The following is a 23,239-nucleotide window of genomic DNA, read 5'->3' on the forward strand; positions in this document are numbered from 1 at the left end:
TTTAGTATAGCACATGAAGGTCCTGAGAAAGAAAAGAGGGATGTGCTTGAATAACACATCCCCAAATCTTTAAAAATTATAGAACCACTTCGTGGGTAATAAGAATGTCCATGGAGTTGTAACAATCGCAATAGTAAGTGCAACTTTTATTCTCAATGCTTTTTCTACAATTAACCGTCTAAAAGTAAATTTATAATTAAAAAGAAAGATAAAGAAAGACGAGATTAGCATGGAAATGATGATGATAACTACAGCCACTGGAGAACTAAAGGGATCGTAGGCGATTCCTGCTTCGATCTCATAAGGAAGTCCTAGGCCACTCCCAACCATCAAAACCAAGAACAAAAACCCTGCGCCGATAATATCAGCCAAAAATCCGAACAGCCACACTTTTAGAATGCTCTTCTTATAGAAAGTTTTAAGGCCAAGACCTTGATTGGTTAGTTTAAACAAAAAGAAGCAAGCAATGATGACTAATGAATCAATTACAAAATTTCCTGCTAAGGCAATGAAAATCACTGGTGGAAAAAACAGCAACATCCAAATTGGAAAAATCACATTATATACTTTCATTTTCTTGTTTTTCTCCTCTTTTTTAATAAAGTGTAATTTTACACTAATTATAACAAATGATACCAAATTTGCAAATAAAAAAAGTAATCTTTTTCCTGCTAATCGTTAACAGAAAAAAGATTACTTTAATAATTAAAGAATTAATGAGTCAATCTTACAACGTCACGAGCAATCATAACTTCTTCGTTCGTTGGAATGACTAATACTTTTACTGGTGAATGCGGGAAGCTAATAAACGCTTCTTCTCCATGCACTTCGTTTAATGCTGGGTCAAAATAAACACCCATGAATTCTAATCCTCTTAGGACTCTTTCACGGATAGCTGAGCTATTTTCACCGATACCAGCAGTGAAGATAATCGCATCAACTCCGTACATACGAGCTGCATAAGAACCGATGTATTTATGAATACGGTCACCGAATACTTGTAATGCTAATTCAGCACGCTCATTTCCTTTTTCAGCTTCTTGCGTAATATCTCTTAGATCGCTTGAAAATCCAGAAATCGCAAGCATACCGCTTTCTTTATTCAATACATCTAAAACTTCATCTGCAGTTTTATTTGTTTTTTCCATGATATAAGGAATTAGCGCTGGGTCAATATTTCCAGAACGAGTTCCCATTGTCACACCTGCAAGTGGCGTGAAGCCCATAGATGTGTCGATTGATTTTCCGCCTTGAATAGCTGCGATACTTGCACCATTTCCTAGGTGACAAGAAAGTAAACGTAACTGCTCTAATGGACGACCAAGCATTTCTGCCGCACGTTGGGAAACATATTTATGAGAAGTTCCGTGGAAGCCATACTTACGAATTCCGTATTTCTCATAATATTCATATGGCAAGCTATACAAGTAAGAGTTCGCTGGCATAGTTTGGTGGAACGCAGTATCAAACACAGCTACTGCTGGCACGTTTGGAAGTACTTCTTGGAATGCTTTAATACCAGTTAAATTGGCTGGGTTATGAAGTGGTGCTAATTCAGATAGAGCTTCAATCTTTTGTAAAACGTCTTCTGTAATTAAAACAGAATCTGCAAATTCTTCTCCACCGTGAACTACACGATGACCAATACCCTCGATTTCATCTAAGGATTTAATAATTCCTTCATTAGTTAATTTATCAAGTAGCATTTTAACTGCTACGCTATGATTCGGAATATCAGTTGTTTCTGTTTTCTTTTCCCCGTTCACAGAAATAGTGAAAATTGAATCCTTTAAGCCAATTCTTTCGATCAGACCTTTTGTAATAACATCTTCAGAAGGCATTTCAAATAATTGGAATTTCAAAGATGAACTTCCTGCGTTGATTGCAATTACTTTTGCCATGATTTTTAGCTCCTTTAGACTAACTTCAAAATATGTATTGATAATCCTTACTTATTTTGTTCAGGTAAGGCTATTTCTATCTCTCAATTTCTCATTTAATCACTGTCATTTCGACAATTCAAGACAAAGGATATTTTGTTACCGTTTTCACAATAAAGTAATTATTTTCTGATTTTTAAAGACATGTTCAGAATATCACAATCTTGAGAATAAAAAAACCGCTACGTAGAAGTAGCGGAATATATTTTATGAACTATTTATTTTCAGTCATCCAAACATCAATTTTACCGAGAATACTTTCTACCTGTACACCATTTGAAAGGCTAGGAAGATTTACGAGTAGCACCTGCTTAGGAGCTTTTACGCCCTCTCCCTGTTTTTGCAGAATCAAGATGCTCTTGGCAGCATTTTGCTGGCGGAACATCGATAATGGAAGCTGTAAGATCCCTTGAATATGAGCTGTTTCTTTCAAATACTGATGAAGCTTCGGTGCTTCTTCACTTTCAAAAAGCCCATTCGGAATTACAAAGAATAAATAGCCACCAGGCTTTGTATAATTTATACTTTGTTCAATAAATAAATGATGTGCATAGGCGTGGCCCTTTTCAGATTTAAGTTGAAAATCATTAGCTCGAATGTCATTCGGATAATATCCGACTGGCAAGTCACTAACGACTGCATCTGCAAGCTCGATAAACAATGGCTCAAGACTATCTTGATTATACAACTCCACTGGATGCTGTTGTAAATTCGCGTTTACATACGCCAGTTTAATCAACAAATCATCGATATCAATTCCCATACCTTCAACTTCTTTATCTAGTTGTTGGTTCATCACTGTCGTTAATAGGTTTCCTGTACCGACAGCTGGATCAAACAAGCGATATGTAGACTTCGTTACAAATTTATTCACTAAGTAACCTACCAGTAATCCCACTGCGTCTGGAGTCATTTGGTGGTTAGGTTGCGCACTTTCCTTCATCCCTTTTAAAATCGCTAATTGAAAGGATTTACGAATTTCTTCAGCAGTATGCGAATTAAGTTGAAGGGACTCATAGCTTTTTTTCAGCCTTTTCTCTGTTAATTCACTTAGGTCCTCTTGAAGGATCGAATTTTGAAATATATTTTCTCCTGTTTCCGCTAAAGCTTCTAGAAACGTAATGGATAATTCTTCTTGTAAAATAGTTGCTGTATCATTGATCACTGAAAATAAATCTTCAACTGGAGATATTTTCACTACACATTCCTCCTCATTCTATTTTTATATTCTAGCGGGATTATTCACCTTGTACAAGTGGAGAGAATCGATTAGAGGAATATGAGAGCGGTTGAATCTAAAAAAGAAGCAAGACCCCGGGAGTATTCCCAAGGTCTTGTCCTTTATTATTTCGCTGCTTTTGCCGCTTCAATAGCTGCTTCGTAATTTGGATGATCTGTACCTTCACTTACATATTCAACATATGTAACTGTATCAGTAGAATCTACAACAAATACGGAACGAGCTAATAATCTTAATTCTTGCATGACAACTCCGTATGCTTCACCAAATGATAAATCGCGATGATCGGATACAGTCTGTACATTTTCAATGCCAGCTGCCGCACACCAACGTTTTTGTGCAAACGGTAAGTCAACACTTACAGTTAGTACCTTTACGTTATCAAGTTTCGCTGCTTCTTCGTTGAAACGACGAGTTTGAGCGTCACACACTCCTGTGTCAACAGAAGGTACGACACTAATTAGACGTACTTGACCTTTTGTATCTTCAAGCGTTACTGGAGATAAATCATTTGCTAAAACTGTGAAGTTAGGTGCTTTGTCGCCAACCTTCACTTCTGTTCCAATTAGGGTAACTGGGTTTCCTTTAAAAGTTACTGATGCCATCTCAGCTCATCCTCCTTAACATCATATGTACAGTGTAAATCATAACCATTCAAAGCTTATATTGCAAATATTAAATCTTTTTTTACCACAAAAAAGTTAGCCCTCGAGATAAGAGAGCTAACCTTCGATGAGCTACATATCAAGTTCCTCTTTGGCACCGCCATATTCTGGGTTCTGGTACTGATTTTGCTTCTGTTGGCCATTACTTTGACCGTTTTGATCATTTTTGCTAGACAGCATTTGTTGAATTTTATCAACAGCTTGCGGTGCTAAGTCTAGAATTTTTTCATATAGATGAGTGCTTTCATCTAAATGAACCATTTTTACTTCTTTGGAGTTCACGATAAGAAATGCAATTGGAGTGATGGAAACTCCGCCACCACTACCACCACCAAATGGGTGCTTGGACTGATTGCTACCATCTTTGGAGCTAGAGCCACTATTGGAGCTACCATCTAAAATAAATTCACTTCCTCCAGCCGCAAAGCCGAAACCTACTTTCGAAACTGTTAAGATAACACTGCCATCCGGGGTCTCCACTGGATCGCCAATGATCGTGTTCACATCAATCATTTCTTTTAGATTTTCCATTGCAGTCGTCATTAAGCCTTGTATTGGATGATCAGACACTTTGGTTCCTCCCTTTAAACGGATTTAGTCTTATTGCCAAATATACTAGATAGAGGCTTCGTCTTGAATTGCGGGATGTCGCCCTTCCAGTATTTGAATAGTTTAATTCCTGCAAAAATAGCATGCCCGATCCGAAAATGAATCATACATTTTAATGAAGTTTGACTTATGGATCTGTTAAAATCTGGAGTGATCATGATTTGAGGAGTTTCTTGTACTTTCATCAATGAACACATCAGACCAATGATACTTCCTTTTACTGTCCAAATCGCACCCGTTAGCATCCCTGTATACGCTGCATCTCCTACACCAACAATCGTATTCCATTCAACTTTAGAGACTGTGACTTTTTTGAGAAACGAACGAATAATTCTATGTAATCCAGCAACATGCTTTAAAAGCAACTTCATATCCTTCAAACTAGCTAACAATTCATCTACAGTGAATTTCTCTTTTCCCTTTTTTTGCTCATTTTCTTGTGGACCAACTTTCATTTCTACATTTTCCTTCACAACAATGGCAGGGGAGTCCTTATCCATTTTGATGACGGGGATATTGATTTTATATCTAAGGAGTCCAAATAATGCCTTCAATGTAATCTTCAAATGGTCATCATCATTTCCATGGTAATAATCAATGATTACGCTTATTTTCATAATCAAGACCACTATGATTAGTAAAATTATCGCGACTACTGCGATTGCAACCCACATCATCTAAATTCACTACCTTTCAGCCTATCATTATCGACGAAGGACAAAAAAAATAAACCTGTCAACCAGACAGGTTTAAGTTTATATTTATCTTTCATGGACCACGGATGTATCCGAGAATAAATCATGTATTCCTTGTTTTTTCGGTAAAAATGCCACAACTGCATAAGAAATCCACACGGTCGTTGAAATAAAGCGGCCAATCCATTCCCTAAATAAGATTGTGCCCCAAGATAATTTGTTTCCTTTTAAAGGCACCACTTTTAAGCCAAATACCATTTTCCCTAATGTTTGCCCAAAGTACTTCGTCATCAGAACAAAGTAGGCATAAAACGTAATGGCTGTTGCAATCGTTACTGGCGCAAAAATACTGAAGGCATTTAAATCAATGTCTAAGGCACGAAAAGTCGGGTTAATCAAGAGACGATTAACACTTCCGATCACAACTAAATCTAGGAGATAAGCCCAAAATCTCATCCAAAACCCAGCATATTTTAGCTCATCTTGCTGACTCAGCTCTAATGAAGTCTCTTGTTCAAATTGAGTTGTATCTTCCATTTATGCTCCCTCCTTATTCCGCATACATATACATAAGGCGCGGAGAATGGGTTTGAGATAGTATGTTAATTAAACTCGAAATTTCTTGATCCCCACCCATGAATTTTTGTGCACCCATACTTAAGAACGAACCAATGCCAAAGTTTTCTGTGTAGCTAACCACTTGAGCATCAGAGATTTTTTGCTCTTTCTTTACCGCATCCACAACATCTACAAAATAACCAAAATCATCTATTAAACCAAGTTCCTTTGCTTGTCTTCCATCATAAATCCTTCCATCGGCAATTTTTTTAACTTGTTCCTCTGTCATATCTCTGCCTTCAGCAATAACGTCTACAAAGCCTTCATAAGAGTTTGAAATCATTGATTGAAGTATGTTTCTCTCTTCCTCTGTCATGTCTCTTGTCGAGCTCATAATGTCTTTGTATGGTCCGCTTTTAATTGTGACGAACTCCACTCCATATTTCTCCGCAAGACCAGCAAAATTATAACCCTGCATAATAACGCCAAGAGAACCGGTTAATGTTTCAGGGCTAGCGAAAATTTTATGAGCCGGTGCAGAAACATAATAACCTCCTGAAGCTGCCATCGATCCCATTGAAATATACACTGGTTTCTTCGCTTCTGTTTGAATTTCAACAATTTTGTCATGGATTTCCGCACTTTCCACGACTCCACCACCAGGTGTATTCACACGGATGACAACAGCCTTAACCGTCTCGTCTTCTTTCACCTGTTCAAGTTTCTCCATGAAGGTACGATGATTATATCCCTCACTCGCAAATAACGAAGTCACATTCCCTGTATCTTGGATAGTCCCATTTATATCTAAAACGGCAATCCGATTAAACGCGTCTCCTTCCTCAATCACTTCTTCCATAAACAACTCATCTGTAGCACCAAACATTTCATCAAAAGATTTTTCTAAATCACTAAATGCAAATATTGAAAATGTATTCACCGCAATGGAGAAGAATAATAATACAGCTGCTATTCCTAAAGCGGCCCAGCGTTTTCCAGTCAAGTAGTCGTCCTCCTTTTTCTCTAAAATGGCAATTCCTGACTTAAAATAGACACAAATTATTTACGGCTTATCTTTAAAAATGTTTCAAATATTTATACACTATAAATATAAGAACTTTTGTTAGCGTTAACATTCCTTTCAAAATCAACGGGAGGTACAGAATGCCAAATCGAAAAAATGTCTACTTATTTCATAAGAATGATCCTGAAATCCTTGAACATGTTCGACCCTTATACGATCGTGCAGAATACTATGGTTTTACAATCGTCAATGATTTTACCAAAGCGAATATCATCGTGAGTATTGGTAGCGATAGTACCTTCTTGCAAGCTGTAAGAAAAACAGGCTTCCGTGAAGATGTGTTGTATGCTGGAATTTCAACAGAAGAAAAACTTAACATTTATTGCGATTTCTATATTGGTGACAAAGGGAAAATTATCGAGGCCGTGTCCAATGAATTAATTGAGGTAAGACGCTACCCAACCATTGAGGTGACGATTGACAATGAATTCTCCTTTCAATGTCTAAGTGAATTTAGTGTACGTTCTTCCATCATCAAGGCGATTGTATTGGAAATATATATCGATGGACTTCCTTTTGAAACCTTCAGAGGTGATGGAATCATCGTTTCGACTCCTACGGGCAGCACAGCATACAATAAGTCTGCTCATGGGGCTATCGTTGATCCACTACTTCCATCCATCCAAGTGAGTGAACTAGCCTCGTACAACAATAATCAATATCGGACACTTGGCTCTCCATTTCTTCTTAGTGGGGAACGGGAGCTTATCATTAGAGTTGTCCAAGATGGAAACGACTATCCAACAATGGGAATGGATAACGAAGCCCTCAGCATCCAGCATGTAGAAAACATCCGCGTTAAATTAACCGATAAAAAAATCAAAACCGTTAAATTGAAAGACAACTCCTTCTGGGAAAAAGTAAAGAGAACGTTTTTATAAATAAGCTCAGTCAAGGTGAGTGTTGTTTACATTGAAAAATAGGAGAAAAAATTCCGCCTGACTTAAGAACTCTACCTATTTCTCTATAAATAAGCGGAATTTGTCTGGTAAAGCTAGACATTTTTCATGATTTTAAGGTTTTTTAGATCATTTTAACGGAAAATCTCCGCCTATTTCATCTGATATCTATTAATTCTTCAAGATAGACGGAATTTGTCCGGTTAAAGTGGTTTCATCACCTGTCGAAGAGCAAAAATTGAACAATAACAGAGTCTATAAACAAAAAAATCGAGTGAGCGAATCACTCGATTTTTGTTAGTTATAGGCCAAGCCCATTGCCTTTTTTGGATTTTAGACCAAAGTGCACAAATAGTTTCGTTTTAGATAAGGAATAGACGGTTAAAGCACCCCAAATAAACATAAATGCTAGAAGATGAGCCTTTGAGAACGTCTCATTATAAAGAAATACTCCTAGTATTAAAGTAAGTGTCGGGGCAATATACTGGATGAATCCAAGCATTGATAACGGAATCTTTTGTGCGCCTTTTGCAAAATACAAAAGTGGTAGAGCTGTTGCTAAACCAGAACCCATTAACAATAAATCGGTCGAAATCGATACAGATAAAAAGGCTTGGTTTCCTTGCACAAATAAGAAAATGATATATGCAAGCGCAATTGGCGTAACAGCCATCGTTTCCAAAGTTAAACCAATTGAAGAGTCTACCTTGATTAATTTTTTCGCTAAGCCATAGAACCCAAATGAAAAAGCTAAAGCGAGTGAAATCCACGGGATTTGTCCATAAGAAATGCTTAGGATAACTACCCCGATTATCGCCATGAAAAACGATACATATTGAGCAGGAGAAAGCTTTTCTTTTAAGAATAAGACTCCTAATAAAACACTGACTAGAGGATTAATATAATAGCCTAGGCTAGCCTGAATCATTTGGTCATGATTGACTGCCCAAATATAGACGAACCAGTTGCCACTTATTAATAAAGAGGCAATCACCAATGCCCATAGTCGCTTTTGATTATCCTTTAACCCTTTTAAGGTAGTCATGAATGGGGTCCATTTTTTTGTTATAAGAAGTAGTAAGACCATTAAAATAAATGCCCACACAATTCTGCTTGCTAAAATTTCATCGGCACCGACATCACTAAGGAACTTCCAATAAATCGGTAGAAGTCCCCAAAGTACATAGGAAATCCCCGCTTGTATCGCTCCGGACTTAATTTCATTATCTTTCATTATCATTTGCCTCGATTCTTTCTATTCTCGAAATATATCCATTATAACGAGTCTAGGCAGATATCTCCATTCCTTTTGCTCGAAAAAGGCAAACTATTTTTTGGCATAATTCTAAGCCCTCTCAAATACGACTTCTCCACCGATAACCGTCCTATCGACTTGTATGCGAGAAATATCATGCGGATCAATATTAAAAATATTTTCAGCAAGAATCGTGAAATCTGCTAAAAATCCTTTTTGGATCATTCCTCGGTCTTCCTCATGACAAGCAGCCATTGCACTCCCTTTCGTATATAAGCAAACTGCCTCATAAACAGATAGGGACTCATTTGGTTGATAGGCTACCCTTTCCATGTCAAAAGGATTTGTCCTCGTAACAGCAGCCTGTATGCCAAGTAATGGAGCTATTTCTTCCACAGGTGCGTCTGAACCACCTGCACAATGAAGATGCTCCTTTAAGGTTTTCCAGGCGTAACAATATTCCATATGGTCTTCACCGACTCGCTCGATAACCCAAGGAAAGTCAGAGGCAACAAAGCTCGGTTGGATATCCAAGATCACAGGAAGCTTTTTTGCTCGCTCAATAAGATCTAGTCTTAGAATCTGAGCATGAATCAAGCGGTCTATGCCTGCTCCTTTCAAAGGATGTTCTTCAATCGCCTGAAGCACCATTTCAAATGCTAAATCACCAATCGCATGGATGGCTACTGGCATATCTAACTCTCTCGCTCTTGCTACAAGTTCATTAAGTTCGTTTTGTGGAAATATCGCGACTCCATTGGTTGTCGGGTCATCTGCATAAGGGTGGCTCAACAACGCCGTTCTTCCACCCAATGATCCATCTGTGAAAATCTTGATAGCACCAAACTCAATCCATTTGCTCCCCTTTAAAAAAGAACTACCTGCAGACTCGAAATCGTTCATGACCTCATGATTAACTAACAGATGAGCCCGAAGCTTATTCCCTTCTTTCTCAATTACCTCTTGAAAAAGTTTATAGGTATCCTCAAATCCGTTATAATAGGCGAGGTCCTCCGTATGTACTCCTGTTAATCCTTTTTGATGAGCATCTGCAATGGCAGTCCGCAATGCTTTTTTTAAATAGTCCTCTGAAGGATTGGGTACAGCATTCAAAATTAAATCTTGAGCATTTTCCTTGAAGATTCCATTCAGTTCGCCATCCAGATCCTTACCAAACACTCCTCCAGGAGGACATTCTGAATGCTTATTAATGGAAGCTTCCTTTAATGCCACTGAGTTGACTACCATCGCATGACGGCAGACCCTTTTTAACAAAACAGGATGATCGGGAACCACTTCATCAAGCTCACTTCGGACAATTGGTACTGGCTCGTCCCATTGATTTTCGTTCCAACCTTCACCAATGACCCATTCACCGTCTTCTAACTTCATAGCGTACTCTCTAACCGCTTGTAAGACTTCCTGCTTGGAGTGATAGGAAGACAAATCTAGCCGAACCAACTTTTCACCGTGACCTATTAAATGAATATGGCTGTCGACAAAACCTGGGAACATCGTACTCCCATTTAAGTTATGTTTGATTGTGATATTAAAAGAATTCTCTAGCTCTTCAATAGAACCAAGTCCGATGATTTTATCTCCTTCGGTTACTACCGCTTCAACGAGATGCCCTTCTTCTTGAAGTGTATAAATAGAACAACCATACCAAAGTGTAGCCATGATCACATTCCTCCTTTTTACATAAAAATAATAATGCAGACGAAAGGTCTCGTCTGCATGTAGGTTTTCTATATTAATTCTGCTCGGCTAGTTCTAATTCCTTCTGCCTTAATTCAACTCTTCTAATTTTACCTGAAGTGGTTTTCGGTAAGTCTGAGACAAATTCTATTTTTCGAGGATACTTGTAAGGAGCTGTTAATCCTTTAACATGGTCCTGTAACTCTTGAACAAGATTTGGATTTTCCGCATCTACACCGTCTTTTAAAACGATAAAGGCTTTTACTACATTGCCTCTTGTTTCATCTGGACTCGCTACAACCGCGCATTCCTTAACAGACGGATGTTTAACAAGGGCATCTTCTACCTCAAACGGTCCGATTGTATAACCAGAGCTTATAATAATATCATCGCCGCGCCCTTCAAACCAGAAATAGCCTTCCTCATCCTTCTTCGCTCTATCACCTGTAACATAGTAGTCGCCACGGAACTGCATGGCTGTTCTCTCAGGATCCTTATAATAATGCTTAAATAGTGCAGGAGTCTCGATATGAACAGCAATATCTCCTACTTCACCAGGAGCACATGGTTTTCCGGTTTCGTCGATTATTTCCACAGTATTTCCAGGGATTGGTTTGCCCATTGAGCCAGCTTTTAGTTCCATTCCTTTCGTGATCCCGACTAGCAGTGTATTTTCCGTTTGGCCATAGCCATCTCGAACCTCTAAATTGAAGTATTTCTTGAATGTATCAATAACGTTTCTGTTTAAAGGTTCCCCAGCAGATACAGCACTGCGGAGATTCGATAATGTATATTCTTCTAGATTTTCAACTTTTGCCATTAAACGATATTCTGTTGGTGTACAACAAAGGACATTCACCGAATATTTTTCAAGGAGTTGTAAATATTTATTCGGTTCAAATTTTCCATGATAGACAAAGCCAGTTGCTCCCGAACCAAGCACCGATAAGAATGGACTCCAAATCCACTTTTGCCAGCCTGGACCAGCTGTTGCCCAAACCGTATCTCCTTCTTCAATACAAAGCCAGTTTGGAGTAGCTGCTCTTAAATGGGCATAAGCCCATCCATGCGTGTGCACAACCCCTTTGGGATTCCCCGTGGTTCCTGAGGTATAAGAAAGAAACGCCATATCCTCTTTATCTGTAGTAGCCAGTGCTAATTCAGGTGACGCCAGTTCCATTTCTTTATCTAAATGAATCCATCCAGGTGCTTTCTCCCCTACAACAAATTTGGAAAGCTGGTCTCCCCCTACAATATCCTTCATTTGATCGACATAAAGATGATAGCTAATAATCGCTTTCACATCGCCATGTGTGACCCGATATTGGAGATCCTTTGTCCGCAGCATTTCTGAGCTCGGAATAACAACAAGACCACTTTTCAAAGCTGCTATGTATACTTGGTAAGCATCAATTAATCTAGGGACAATAATTAAAACGACATCGCCTTTTTCTAGTCCACTATTTAAGAAGACATTTCCAATTCGATTGGCATTCTCAATTAATTGTTTGTAAGTTATTTCTTGTGTAGAGCCATCCTCAGATTCCCATTTTAGAGCAAGTCGATTTGGATCCTCCGCAAACTTTTCCATTTCTGAGACGAGATTATAATTACTTGGTGCTAAAAGGTCTTCTCTCTTCATCATGATTCCCCCGTTCATTTTGAATTAAGTCGGCTAAAAATTGTTATCTAGTCATAATAGTTAGTTGTAATACTATCTTACATTTTTTCAAATATAATTTCTATATTTAATTTTCAGAATTTAATTGGACTAAAAAAAGAAGCGGGCCAAAACCCGCTTCTTGTAGCCATTTTATTTATTTGTATTATTTGAAGCCTCCACCTAATTGTGATTCAGCCATTGAAACAAGACGCTTTGTAATTTCTCCCCCAACTGAACCGTTAGCACGAGAAGTTGTATCAGCTCCAAGATTTACACCAAATTCAGAAGCAATCTCATACTTCATTTGGTCAAGAGCTTGTTGAGCACCAGAAACTAATAATTGGTTTGAGCTGCTGTTGTTTGCCATAGGATATCACCTCCTTGTGAATATAGAATGTGTTATCCGTATGACCTTCATTCAATTTAAGTGTTGGTAATTGTTCACAAAAAAGGTTTTTATTTTATGCATAAGAACAAAAGCACAAGCGCCTTGCTCAGCCCCGACAGCTGCTTGCGGACCCAGTGTGTCCGACAGCTGCTTGCGGACCCAGTGGGTCTGAAGCGACCAATGAAAAATTGAACTTTATTTTTCAAAAGAGGGGCTAGGCGCTGGAGCTAAACGTAGACACACTTAATAAAAAAGTAATCCACAAAAGCGAAATCTATAATTTCCTATTAAAATTAAAAAAGATCGTCAATCTCTTCTTTCACCTTTGGACTAATGTGAATTGTTTCTGTTCCTTCAACCGCTTCCTTAATAAGTGGTTCAAAATCAACAAAGCTCTCGTAATACTCAACTTTGTCCTTTTTCGGTTTCGTTTTCGGTGAAGCTGGAACAAACACGGTACAGCAATCCTCAAATGGTTGGATCGAAATATCATGTGTATCGATGTCTCGAGCAATTTTGATGATGTCCGTTTTATCCATCATAATCAATGGTCGTAAAATCGGCGTAGACGTCACATCATTAATCGCAAACATGCTTTCTAACGTCTGACTAGCCACCTGTCCTAAGCTTTCCCCTGTGACTATTGCTAGCGCCTCATGTCTTTCACGTAAAGCGTCTGTGATGCGCAGCATCAACCTTCTTGTTGTCGTCATTGTGTAATTTTCTGGCACCTGCTTATGGATTAATTGCTGTGTCGCCGTAAATGGAACAACATGAAGGGTAAAATAACCTCCGTTTGCTTTCGCCAATTTTTCAGCTAGCTCAATAACCTTTTGTTTTGAACGTTCACTTGTAAACGGCGGGCTAAAGAAATGAACTGCTTCAATTTCTAATCCGCGCTTCATGGCTAAAAATCCAGCTACCGGGCTATCAATTCCACCTGAAAGCATAAGCATGGCCTTCCCACTTGAACCAATCGGAAGACCGCCCGCTCCAGTGATATTTTCGCAGGATAAATAGGTCGCTTCTTCACGAACTTCCACACGTAGATCGATATCAGGATTTTTCACATCGACTTTCAAATTCGGAACATTTTTTAACAAATGAGCACCAAGGGTATGATTCAACTCATTTGTATCTAGAGCATACGTTTTATCCGCTCTTCTAGCGGAAATCTTAAAGGTTTTTCCCTCTTCATACACTTCTTGAAATAATTGAAGCGCAGCATCCTTCATTTCTTCAATCTCTTTGCTTGTTTTTACCGCTGGACTGAATGAGGATATCCCAAATATCCCTCTAATTCTTTCAATAATTTCAGCACCATTTTCACCATTCAAAACGATGTACATACGTTCACGTTGACCTTGCACCTTCGCATTTGGAAAATCACTAATGGCCCGTTGAATACTTTTTTTCAACTTATCAACAAATAGATTGCGATTTCTTCCTTTTGTGGAAATTTCACCGTAACGTATTAAAATCCGATCATAGTTCATCTTAATTCATAACCTCTTTCAACTTATTTACCGTTTCTTTAATTGTCTTCACGACAAATAGTGCTTCCTCCATCGTATTTTCATACGATAGGCTAATTCTTAACGCACTTTTAGCGATATCTTCTGGTACGCCCATCGAGAGTAACGTACTGCTTGTTGCATGTTTTTTAGAAGAGCAAGCACTGGTCGTAGAGACGTATATGCCCTTTTCCTCAAGGGCGTGTAGGAAGACCTCTGCCTTAAACCCTTTAATCGAAAAATTAATAATATGAGGAGCTGACCCCTGTGCTGGTGTATGAATCGTAATCTCTTCTATTTCTTGGATGCCCTTAATAACCGTTTCTTTTGTCTTAACGATATTTTGAAGAGACTTTTTCTCGTTTTCTAGCGTCATGCGCAGTGCCTTTGCTAGTGCCACAAAGCCTGCTACATTCTCTGTTCCACTCCGATATTTTCGTTCCTGTCCTCCCCCAGTTAATAGAGGAGAAATTTGGATCCCTTCACGAATATACAAGAAGCCTGTTCCTTTTAAGCCATGAAATTTATGAGCAGAAAAAGAACATAAATCAACAAGATTCAAATCTAACGGAACTTTTCCTACTCCTTGGACATGGTCGACATGGAAAAGTATTTTTGGATAGTTTTTTAGCAAGCGACCAATTTCCTCAATTGGCTGAATGGTTCCTACTTCATTATTCACATGCATCACGGAAACTAAGATCGTATGTTGTGAAATAGCTTTCTCCATGTCCGCAACATTAATTCTTCCTTCCTCGTCAACAGGAAGATAAGTAACATCAAATCCTAACTCCTCTAGTTGCTCGAATGTTTCCCGAACTGAAGCATGCTCAATTTCTGTCGTAATAATATGTTTACCTCTATTTTTATACATAAGAGCCGCACCCTTAACGGCTAGGTTATTACTCTCAGTTCCACCTGAAGTAAAAATAATTTCATTCGCTTTGATATGTAGAAGGTCAGCAATTTGTTTTCTAGCTTTAATCAGTAGTTTATCTGCTTCCCCACCAATACGATGTAGGGAAGAGGGGTTTCCGAAAAAATCGGTGCTTACTTTTACAAAGGAATCAACCACTTCTTTATATGGTTTGGTGGTTGCACTGTTATCGAAATAAATCATTTCAAAATCCCCCTAGGAAAATCACTTTCGCTAACAGTAAATGTTAACATATATCGATTCAATTGAAAATGAAGGTGTCCTCTGGCAAAGGGAAAGGCCCGCAAATTGATTGCGAGCCTCTTCTTTATAACACTTGCTCTTCTAGCATAGCTTGAATTCGTTTAAGAGAGCCTGGTTCTATTTCTTCAATAGCGGTAGCTGCTTGCTCTAGTGCAGCCTGATAGTCATAGCCTCTGAAGGATTTTTCCGCTTCTCTTAAGCCTCTATCTACTGTAGCGTAGCGGCTACGATAACGATTTCCATACTGGATGACTTTTTCCACCAACATAACTGTTTCGATCATATCGTTCGTTATGTCGTAGGTTTTTTCCACATTTATTACTGCTAGCTCAAGCGCCTTTTGTACAGTTGGGATATCTAACGGCTTTTCTTCCAACCTTGCTTTGACTTCACTGATGCTTTCCTTTGATTCTTGGATCATTACCATGTAGTCTTCCGGTACACCAGGAATATTATTTTTAGAAGCAAGCTTAATCGTTTCTGCCATTTTTCGAGCCAGCTCCTGAACCTTTTCTCTAGCGGCAAGCTCATCTTTTCTTAACATTTGTAGCATCTCAAAGAATGTTGCAAATTCACCGTTAACCTGTTCAAGCTCTGCTTTAATATTGCTTAACTCAATTTTTAAAAGAGAATGTGCCGTCTCATCATTTTCAATTCTTGCTTCTAATAGTTCAAAACGCTTCATCAATTGGTGCAACAGCTTCTCCAGCTTACTTTGCTCTTCTAGCTTGCCTTGCGATAAATGATAGCTATGTTTGATTTCATCGATTTCAGACTTAAGTGTTTCATCCGCTTGTTGAGTGAGCTCAAGCAATTGCTTTGTTTGCTCCTGATTTTCTATCAGGAATTGCTTCGCATTGACTTCCTCTTCTAATAAATCATAGAGAAGCTCGATGCCTTCCTTTAATTCCACAAGTCCGTTCTCTACTTCTTCTGTTTCTGTTTTTTCGAGGAATTGTTTATATGTATCAAGGACAGTTTCAATTCTCTCTACTTCTTTATCTAATTGGATATGATCCAAAATGTAGCCCTGCTTGACCATTTCATCGTATCCTTCTTTTAGCTCTTGAAGCTGCGAAGGAATTTTTGACTGGCACTCTAGTAGCAGTTCCGGGATAATTTCTAATTTATTGCTTATTTCTTCAAGCCTCGTTTTAATCGAAAGGACAATTTCTCTGGCATTAAAATAATTTCCATTGCTCGTAAGCTCATCGAATTGTTGGAAGTTTACAATGATTTCATCAAGCTGTAACTCCAAATTTTTCTCTGCAATGCCATAGTTCCGATGATGAGTGAGAAGTTTCTTTTTACTCACACGATATATCTCTTTTAATTCCTCAATTTCATTACGGCTTTTTTCTTCACTACCCACAAGGTCTTTAATTTCATCAATTAAAGCTTGAATATTCTCTTCTGTTTCAGTCAAATCTTTTTCAATCGCGTTTAAGATTTGTTTTGCTTTCTTAAAGCGATATTTATCAATATATTCCTCTGAGTCAAAAAGAAATTCTTCTACATCTGGAAGACCTGTTGTGACAATCTCGTCCCATTCTCTACGCCATTTCTCAAAAAGTTCTTCTGTCTGTCCAGTCATATTTAATTTTTTGACCTTAGACATCTCATCCAATACAGGACGATTCATCACATCAATTTTCCATGCTTCCAACCGGTCAATTTCTTTATAATATTTTTTCTTCATCACGTAACCAGTTATATATAAAATAAGAATTAAAACTAATCCAACGATAATAAATTCCATTTTTAAGCCCCCTGTCCAGCTCCAATAACTTTAGTCTTTTATTGAACTAAATGCCTTCGCAATTACATTATTGGGCCTCAACCGAACATACATTTTTTATAGTAATATATCAATTATAAATTCTCATACTTTTTCACTATGTTAAAACCGTTTTATGATGTGCATTTCAATGTTTTTATGATACCATGTAAACGACATTTTTTGACTATTAATTTCAAAATTTTTGTATTCCCACCAGTATTTTTTCTTTTTTCGAACAGAAATTCGACTGTACGAGGAGGAACATAGATGAAAAAGGATGGGCATATCCATACCCCATTTTGTCCTCATGGAACAAAGGATGCTTTTGAAGAATATATCGAAAAAGCAATTCAGTTAGGATTTTCAGAAATATCCTTTACTGAGCATGCTCCTTTACCAGAAGGGTTTATTGATACAACACCAGATCAGGATAGTGGCATGAAGCTTGAAGAACTTGAGGCGTATTTTGAACAGATCAACCAATTAAAGCCGATGTATAAGGATAAGATTCGCATCAACTGTGGACTAGAAGTAGATTATGTCGAAGGGTTCGAAGCACAAACGAAGGATTTCCTCAATTATTATGGGCATAAGCTGGATGACGCCGTTCTCTCCGTTCATTTTTTGAAGCATGGGGATACTTATGACTGCCTTGATTACAGTCCAAACGTATTTGAAAAAATGATCCGACAATACGGTTCTATACAACATGTCTATGAGAACTATTTTCGTACTCTACTAAAATCGATCCAATCTGATTTAGGACCCTTTAAGCCAAAAAGAATCGGCCACATAACCTTAGTAAGAAAGTTTCAAAAAAAATTCCCTATGGCGCATGACTATAGGAGTGAAATTTTACAGATTCTACAAGCAATGAAAGAGCGAGGTTATGAGCTTGATTATAATGGGGCTGGCACATCAAAGCCATTATGCGGGGAGACTTATCCTCCAAAATGGGTTTCAGAAGAAGCCATCAAATTACAAATTCCACTTGTATATGGCTCAGATGCGCATCAAGTGAAAGAATTGAAGCAAGGATATAATGCTCTTTTTGTATAGAAAAAAAGCTGTCCCATGAGTGCTTGGGACAGCTTGTCTTAAGTACTTACAAGGGCTAGCTTTTGTTGCTCTTGATTGCAAACGACATTCTCCAACCAAACATTTACTTCCTTTACATACTTTTTAATAAAATACGATTCATTCGTGAACACTTGAAGTACTTCAGCTAAATAATACGTATTTAAGAACGGCATTGCTAACAAGCTTTTATATTGAATAATCATGTAATTAATTGAAAATGAGTGAAATTCCTTTGTGCGAATCCCTTCTTCAAAAGCTCTCTTAAAGAAGTACCGTTCTTTTACACAATAAGTCGACATAATCTCTCTAATCATCTGTGAATCGATCGAGATTTCTCGTAAAACAAGCCTCGTTAAATGGATATTCTCACATTGAAACTGAAGAATCTTCTCTGTTATTTTCTTAATTCGGCCTAAAGCGCCTTCTTCCGTAAAATTAAAGCCTGATTCAATTTGATTTAAATAGGCCTCAAAGTACTCTGTAAAGCAATGTTCGAGAAGTCCTTTTTTATTTTCAAAATAATACGCGATATTAGAGACATTCACATTCGCTTTCTTCGCAATATCTCTAATGGAGGTACCGTTAAAACCGTGTTCATTGAATAATAAAATTGCAGCTTCCACTATTGCATCCTTTGTACTCTGCACCATGATTGGACCTCCTTTTTCTTTCTCCCTTTATACTTCTTTTCATTCCTTCGTTTTCCTCTATAAAAAAGTAGACAAAGTCTCCTATTTTTCTTCTTAATTTGATACAATACTAAGTACAATTTAGAAAAGTCAGGTGAAAAAACATGTTTAAAGTCGAATCATATGGTAAAAATCGACAAGACCAATACAATCTCCTTCGTAAGCAGCTTGTTGCGTTGCTAGAAGATGAAACAAACCAAATCGCTAATTTAAGTAATGCATCAGCATTATTGAATCAATTTTTCGATAGAGTGAACTGGGTAGGATTTTATTTAACAGAAGGAAATGAACTTGTTCTAGGACCTTTCCAAGGACTCCCTGCATGCGTAAGAATTCCATACGGAAAAGGGGTCTGCGGAACAAGTGCTAGCGAAAAGAAAACACTTCGCGTTGAAGATGTTCATCAATTTCCTGGACATATTGCCTGTGATGCTGCTTCACAATCTGAAATTGTCGTTCCAATAATAAAGAACGGGGAAGTTATCGGGGTGCTTGATATCGATTCACCAGAGAAAAACCGTTTTGATGAAATTGATCAAGAAAATTTAGAAAAATTTGTTCGAGAATTAGTTCGGTTTATGTAAATAAGGAAAGGCGTGAGATTTTGATCTCACGCCTTTTTTATCAACCAATTACTTCTTGAATGATTACTTTGTTTTTGCCTGTTTCTTTCGCCACGTAAAGGGCCTGGTCGGCTCTTTTGAATAGCTTCGTGAAGTTATCATCATCATGGTCCTTCGTCCAGTTGGATACCCCACACGAAATGGTAATAGGCGGATGTGTTAATTCGCTCACTTTTCGAACCAAACGTTCTGCGATAACCACCGCAACATCAAGTTGAATTTTTGGAAGGTATAATGCTAATTCTTCTCCACCCCATCGTGCTCCAATATCTCCATCACGAATATTATCCTGAATAACGGAAGATACTTGAATAAGGACCTCGTCACCTACTTGATGACCATACGAATCATTAATTTGTTTAAAATTATCAATATCAATTAAAATGAACGTTCCATAAGCATCTTCAGACATGGAACGTTGAATTTTTTCGGTGAGGAAATTACGTGAATGCAGTTTTGTTAAATGATCGGTTATGACCATTTTTTCCAATTCTTCTCGTAGCATTGAATTCGTAAAAGCTAATGTAGAGTGATGAATTAGTGATTGCATCAATTTAAATGTTTCGAAAGAAAAATGATACGGCAAACGGTTCATGACCAATGCAAAGCCCATGATTTTTTCCGATTGCACCATTGGCACAGCCATCACTGATTTAAACTTAGTTAAAAGATATTCAATATTTAGATCACCCAAAAAGATGGAGTCTCTTTCATTTTTAATTTTCTTTGAAATATATTTTAAATAGGCTGAGGCTCCATCTGAAAAGAAGAACGAAGTGCTCCCTTTGATGACCTTCCATTGTTCAAAATCGTCAGATACAAGAACAAAGCCTACTTCTTCTGCATCGAAGGAAGACTGAAAATGCTCTGTCATAAAGCTAATCGTATCTGAAAGACGAAGATTTGAATTTAACCGGTGAGATGTTTCATTGATCAATTGAAGATCAGAAATCAGCTTTCGCGATTGTTGGTATAACTGAGCATTCTCCATTGCAGTACCAGCCGTATTGGCCAGTAAGGTAATAAATTCTATTTCGCTGTTAGGGAAGGTCATGGCATTTGGTGCAATTACCTGAAGCACACCATAGACACCCTGTTTTCCTTTTAAAGGGGCATAAAGCATCGATTTTTTCTCTTGTATGGAATCCTCTAATTGAATCGTTCCTGTTAAGTAAGCTTGCATGGCCGAAATATTCTCGCTGTCGTATTCCAAATCTTTGATCGGCAAATTTTTATGACTATTATTATCATGCGATAGCATCAAATAATAGGTAAAGGTTGGATATACTTCTTGCAAAGTATCAATTATTTCTTCGAGGACGGCGTCCATGTCCATCGAAGAATGAAATTTTTCCGTGACACGAAATAATTGTTTATAGCGTTTTTCTTTAAAAATGACATCACATAAGCCTCTTGCCTTATGGAGAAAACTGCAGCACTCCTTAGCAATTTCCACAAGTAAAGCATCGGAACAATCACAATTGGCTATTCCTCTAAAAGCAAGATAACCAAAGACTTCTTGATTTCTTTTTAAAGGAATTAATATTTCATACTGTTCAAAGTTCGTAAATGGGATGGGCTGGTGGATGATAGACTTTCTTGTAACATAATCCTGAAACTCGTCATATAACAAAGTGAATTGTTGGTTCGTATTAAGCTCCTCATTGGTCGAAGCTTCTATAAACAGTTCTCTACTCCAATGATTGCAATTGAAAGCAGTCAATTCATCTACTCCGATGAAGCTTTTCACCGCGTAGAGCATTTCCTTTAAAAACTGTTCATAATATAATAAGCCTTTCTCTGTATCTATTAGATCAAAAAAGTGACTTTTGAGGTTTGCTATTAATTGTTTCTCGAGCACTTCCATTGCTATCATCACCTATTATCATCACGTTTTCTTAGACGAGTTATTATATTTTCATTATATAATAATGTATTTTAAAATTTGTCGAAACTTTGTATTTTTCGTTTCAAAGATGTAAACTTGTTTACGAATAGAGACGTTTAATCCAAATAGTTTCATTTATTCCATTTATCTGACATTTTTCCATTTGACTCTGCCTTAGACTATGTATAATCAGTGTTTTTTCGACACAAACAAACGTACACCTCATTAAAACAACCATTGTCTATTATATCACATTCCTTTTATAAAGCTTCATTAATTTTTCTCTTTTTTATAGAATTTCTTGACTTTATTTCTTCAATATAGTTATAATAGTCTTTGTGTAAAATATCGCAGCCTATGTGAACACCTTTTGTGTTTCATTTTGTTCCTCAACTTGATGGGGTACTGCGTAACCCTCTGCTGCGAGGGCGAAGGTACATGAAAACAAAATGATCATAATTGTTGCTGTCACGTCTGTTTTTATTTTACCCAAATAAAAACACAAGGAGGAGTCATCAATGGCTCGTTATACAGGTCCAAGCTGGAAATTATCTCGCCGTCTTGGTATTTCATTAAGCGGTACAGGTAAAGAATTAGAGAAGCGTCCTTACGCTCCAGGACAACATGGTCCAAACCAACGTAAAAAATTATCAGAATACGGTTTACAATTACAAGAGAAGCAAAAGCTTCGTCATATGTATGGTGTAAACGAGCGTCAATTCCGTAACCTATTCGACAAAGCAGGCAAAATGTCTGGTGTACATGGTGAAAACTTCATGGCTCTACTTGAGTCACGTTTAGATAACGTTGTTTACCGTTTAGGTTTAGCACGTACTCGTCGTCAAGCACGTCAGCTTGTAAACCATGGTCATATCCTAGTTGATGGTAAGCGTGTAGATATTCCATCTTACCGCGTAGCTGCTGGTCAAACAATCGGCGTTCGCGAAAAATCACGTAACCTTGACATCATCAAAGAAGCTATCGAAGTAAACAATTTCGTACCTGACTTCTTAACTTTCGATGCTGATAAGCTAGAAGGTACATTCACTCGTCTTCCAGAGCGTTCTGAACTTCCTGCTGAAGTTAACGAATCTCTAATCGTTGAATTCTATTCTCGTTAATATTAGCATTAAGCATTTTAATGCTAATAAAACCCTTGAAATGTTGTTAAATCAACGTTTCAGGGGTTTTTTCATTTTTATTTATTTTGCAAAATAAAGCAAGATACTGCACTAATTTGGGCCAAAAAAATAATAGCATGGGTGAAGGAATGGAAAGAAAAATACTGCTAGCATGGAATAAAAAAGATAATGATGTAAATTGGACTTGTTGTGTTAAGGTTCATCGCGGTAATTTAAGAGAAAAAAATGGGCATTGGTAAAGCAACAATCTTACCGATGCCTTTTAGGTTTGGACTACTATACTTATCCTTTACATACTTGTTTACGAAGTTTAGAGGTATCCTCCCAATTAATGAAATTAGAGAAATAGGCTATTTTGTCATAATAAATTTATCTTTTTGGTTCAATCTTAGGTGTATCTCTCGAGTCCTCAAACAACCAATCCGATACAATCTCTCCCCAGTTTTCCTCATATATCCTTCCTTTTCTTGGAAAGGATTTTGTTGTTGGTAATTGTTCCTCATCTGCATACTCCTTTGCTGTTCTCCAATTTATATTTAATGTTTGTTGTATTTTGGTAATAGATAAGCCTTTGTTGTTTCTTAAGTGTTTGATACAATTAATATCAGACATTGCTAGCTTCCTTTCTTTTCCTCCACTCTAAGTTGAT

23 protein-coding genes are annotated in these 23,239 nt (G+C 37.5%); 5 read left to right on the plus strand and 18 right to left on the minus strand.

Annotation, left to right across the window (positions count from 1 at the left end):
• Positions 1-69 precede the first annotated feature (69 nt).
• The 8 genes from FA727_RS16910 to sppA form a co-directional block, all read right to left on the minus strand.
• Positions 70-573, minus strand: a complete 504-nt coding sequence (locus FA727_RS16910; RefSeq protein WP_136832744.1) for a hypothetical protein — start codon at positions 571-573, stop codon at positions 70-72.
• A 140-nt stretch (positions 574-713) separates the two neighbouring features.
• Entirely contained in the window at positions 714-1,901 is a 1,188-nt protein-coding gene (locus FA727_RS16915; RefSeq protein WP_136832745.1) for an acetate kinase, read from the minus strand.
• A gap of 253 nt (positions 1,902-2,154) precedes the next feature.
• Positions 2,155-3,138 (minus strand): class I SAM-dependent methyltransferase, encoded by a 984-nt coding sequence (locus tag FA727_RS16920; protein WP_136832746.1) that lies wholly within the window; start codon positions 3,136-3,138, stop codon positions 2,155-2,157.
• A 146-nt stretch (positions 3,139-3,284) separates the two neighbouring features.
• Positions 3,285-3,785: a thiol peroxidase gene (tpx, locus tag FA727_RS16925; RefSeq protein ID WP_136832747.1), complete on the minus strand. Its 501-nt coding sequence runs from the start codon at positions 3,783-3,785 to the stop codon at positions 3,285-3,287.
• A gap of 132 nt (positions 3,786-3,917) precedes the next feature.
• Positions 3,918-4,415 (minus strand): GerW family sporulation protein, encoded by a 498-nt coding sequence (gene ytfJ / locus FA727_RS16930; RefSeq protein WP_136832748.1) that lies wholly within the window; start codon positions 4,413-4,415, stop codon positions 3,918-3,920.
• A gap of 14 nt (positions 4,416-4,429) precedes the next feature.
• The gene (locus FA727_RS16935; RefSeq protein WP_136832749.1) at positions 4,430-5,131 is read right to left on the minus strand and encodes a DUF2953 domain-containing protein; all 702 of its coding nucleotides are present in this window, start codon (positions 5,129-5,131) and stop codon (positions 4,430-4,432) included.
• Between the two features lie 84 nt (positions 5,132-5,215).
• Positions 5,216-5,686: an RDD family protein gene (locus FA727_RS16940; protein WP_136832750.1), complete on the minus strand. Its 471-nt coding sequence runs from the start codon at positions 5,684-5,686 to the stop codon at positions 5,216-5,218.
• 13 nt (positions 5,687-5,699) lie between these two features.
• Positions 5,700-6,710: a signal peptide peptidase SppA gene (gene sppA / locus FA727_RS16945; RefSeq protein WP_136832751.1), complete on the minus strand. Its 1,011-nt coding sequence runs from the start codon at positions 6,708-6,710 to the stop codon at positions 5,700-5,702.
• Positions 6,711-6,871: 161 nt separating this feature from the next.
• Between sppA and FA727_RS16950 the strand changes: the two genes are divergently transcribed.
• On the plus strand, positions 6,872-7,672 hold the full coding sequence (locus FA727_RS16950) for an NAD kinase (protein WP_136832752.1): 801 nt from the start codon (positions 6,872-6,874) through the stop codon (positions 7,670-7,672).
• A gap of 319 nt (positions 7,673-7,991) precedes the next feature.
• Here FA727_RS16950 and rarD read toward each other — a convergent pair whose 3' ends face one another.
• The 7 genes from rarD to ezrA form a co-directional block, all read right to left on the minus strand.
• A complete protein-coding gene (gene rarD / locus FA727_RS16955; protein ID WP_136832753.1) occupies positions 7,992-8,924 on the minus strand; it encodes an EamA family transporter RarD in 933 nt (310 codons plus the stop codon).
• A gap of 111 nt (positions 8,925-9,035) precedes the next feature.
• The gene (locus FA727_RS16960) at positions 9,036-10,625 is read right to left on the minus strand and encodes an amidohydrolase (protein WP_136832754.1); all 1,590 of its coding nucleotides are present in this window, start codon (positions 10,623-10,625) and stop codon (positions 9,036-9,038) included.
• 73 nt (positions 10,626-10,698) lie between these two features.
• Positions 10,699-12,285 carry an acyl-CoA synthetase MbcS gene (mbcS, locus tag FA727_RS16965; protein ID WP_136832755.1) on the minus strand — a complete coding sequence of 529 codons (1,587 nt, stop codon included), beginning with the start codon at positions 12,283-12,285 and terminating at the stop codon, positions 10,699-10,701.
• 184 nt (positions 12,286-12,469) lie between these two features.
• Positions 12,470-12,673, minus strand: coding sequence for an alpha/beta-type small acid-soluble spore protein (locus FA727_RS16970; protein WP_136832756.1), 204 nt, complete (start codon positions 12,671-12,673; stop codon positions 12,470-12,472).
• Between the two features lie 314 nt (positions 12,674-12,987).
• Complete coding sequence (gene thiI, locus FA727_RS16975; RefSeq protein ID WP_136832757.1) at positions 12,988-14,190, minus strand: tRNA uracil 4-sulfurtransferase ThiI; 1,203 nt, start codon at positions 14,188-14,190, stop codon at positions 12,988-12,990.
• Position 14,191: 1 nt separating this feature from the next.
• Positions 14,192-15,328 carry a cysteine desulfurase family protein gene (locus tag FA727_RS16980; RefSeq protein WP_136832758.1) on the minus strand — a complete coding sequence of 379 codons (1,137 nt, stop codon included), beginning with the start codon at positions 15,326-15,328 and terminating at the stop codon, positions 14,192-14,194.
• 124 nt (positions 15,329-15,452) lie between these two features.
• Positions 15,453-17,147, minus strand: a complete 1,695-nt coding sequence (gene ezrA, locus FA727_RS16985; RefSeq protein WP_136832759.1) for a septation ring formation regulator EzrA — start codon at positions 17,145-17,147, stop codon at positions 15,453-15,455.
• A gap of 288 nt (positions 17,148-17,435) precedes the next feature.
• Here ezrA and hisJ point away from each other — a divergent pair, with 288 nt between their 5' ends.
• Positions 17,436-18,227, plus strand: a complete 792-nt coding sequence (hisJ, locus tag FA727_RS16990; protein ID WP_136832760.1) for a histidinol-phosphatase HisJ — start codon at positions 17,436-17,438, stop codon at positions 18,225-18,227.
• 38 nt (positions 18,228-18,265) lie between these two features.
• Here hisJ and refZ read toward each other — a convergent pair whose 3' ends face one another.
• Positions 18,266-18,898 (minus strand): forespore capture DNA-binding protein RefZ, encoded by a 633-nt coding sequence (gene refZ / locus FA727_RS16995; RefSeq protein WP_136832761.1) that lies wholly within the window; start codon positions 18,896-18,898, stop codon positions 18,266-18,268.
• Positions 18,899-19,041: 143 nt separating this feature from the next.
• On the opposite strand from refZ, the gene FA727_RS17000 reads away from it, so the two are divergent.
• Positions 19,042-19,521, plus strand: coding sequence for a GAF domain-containing protein (locus FA727_RS17000; RefSeq protein ID WP_136832762.1), 480 nt, complete (start codon positions 19,042-19,044; stop codon positions 19,519-19,521).
• Between the two features lie 40 nt (positions 19,522-19,561).
• On the opposite strand, the gene FA727_RS17005 is transcribed toward FA727_RS17000, so the two are convergent.
• Positions 19,562-21,427, minus strand: a complete 1,866-nt coding sequence (locus FA727_RS17005; protein WP_136832763.1) for a sensor domain-containing diguanylate cyclase — start codon at positions 21,425-21,427, stop codon at positions 19,562-19,564.
• Between the two features lie 539 nt (positions 21,428-21,966).
• Between FA727_RS17005 and rpsD the strand changes: the two genes are divergently transcribed.
• A complete protein-coding gene (gene rpsD, locus FA727_RS17010; protein WP_126409568.1) occupies positions 21,967-22,569 on the plus strand; it encodes a 30S ribosomal protein S4 in 603 nt (200 codons plus the stop codon).
• Positions 22,570-22,655: 86 nt separating this feature from the next.
• Positions 22,656-22,829, plus strand: coding sequence for a hypothetical protein (locus tag FA727_RS24130; protein WP_158318905.1), 174 nt, complete (start codon positions 22,656-22,658; stop codon positions 22,827-22,829).
• 130 nt (positions 22,830-22,959) lie between these two features.
• Here FA727_RS24130 and FA727_RS17015 read toward each other — a convergent pair whose 3' ends face one another.
• On the minus strand, positions 22,960-23,202 hold the full coding sequence (locus tag FA727_RS17015) for a hypothetical protein (RefSeq protein WP_246041938.1): 243 nt from the start codon (positions 23,200-23,202) through the stop codon (positions 22,960-22,962).
• Between the last annotated feature and the right edge of the window lie 37 nt (positions 23,203-23,239).

Source organism: Robertmurraya kyonggiensis (genome assembly GCF_005116465.1).
GTDB classification, from domain to species: domain Bacteria; phylum Bacillota; class Bacilli; order Bacillales; family Cytobacillaceae; genus Robertmurraya; species Robertmurraya kyonggiensis.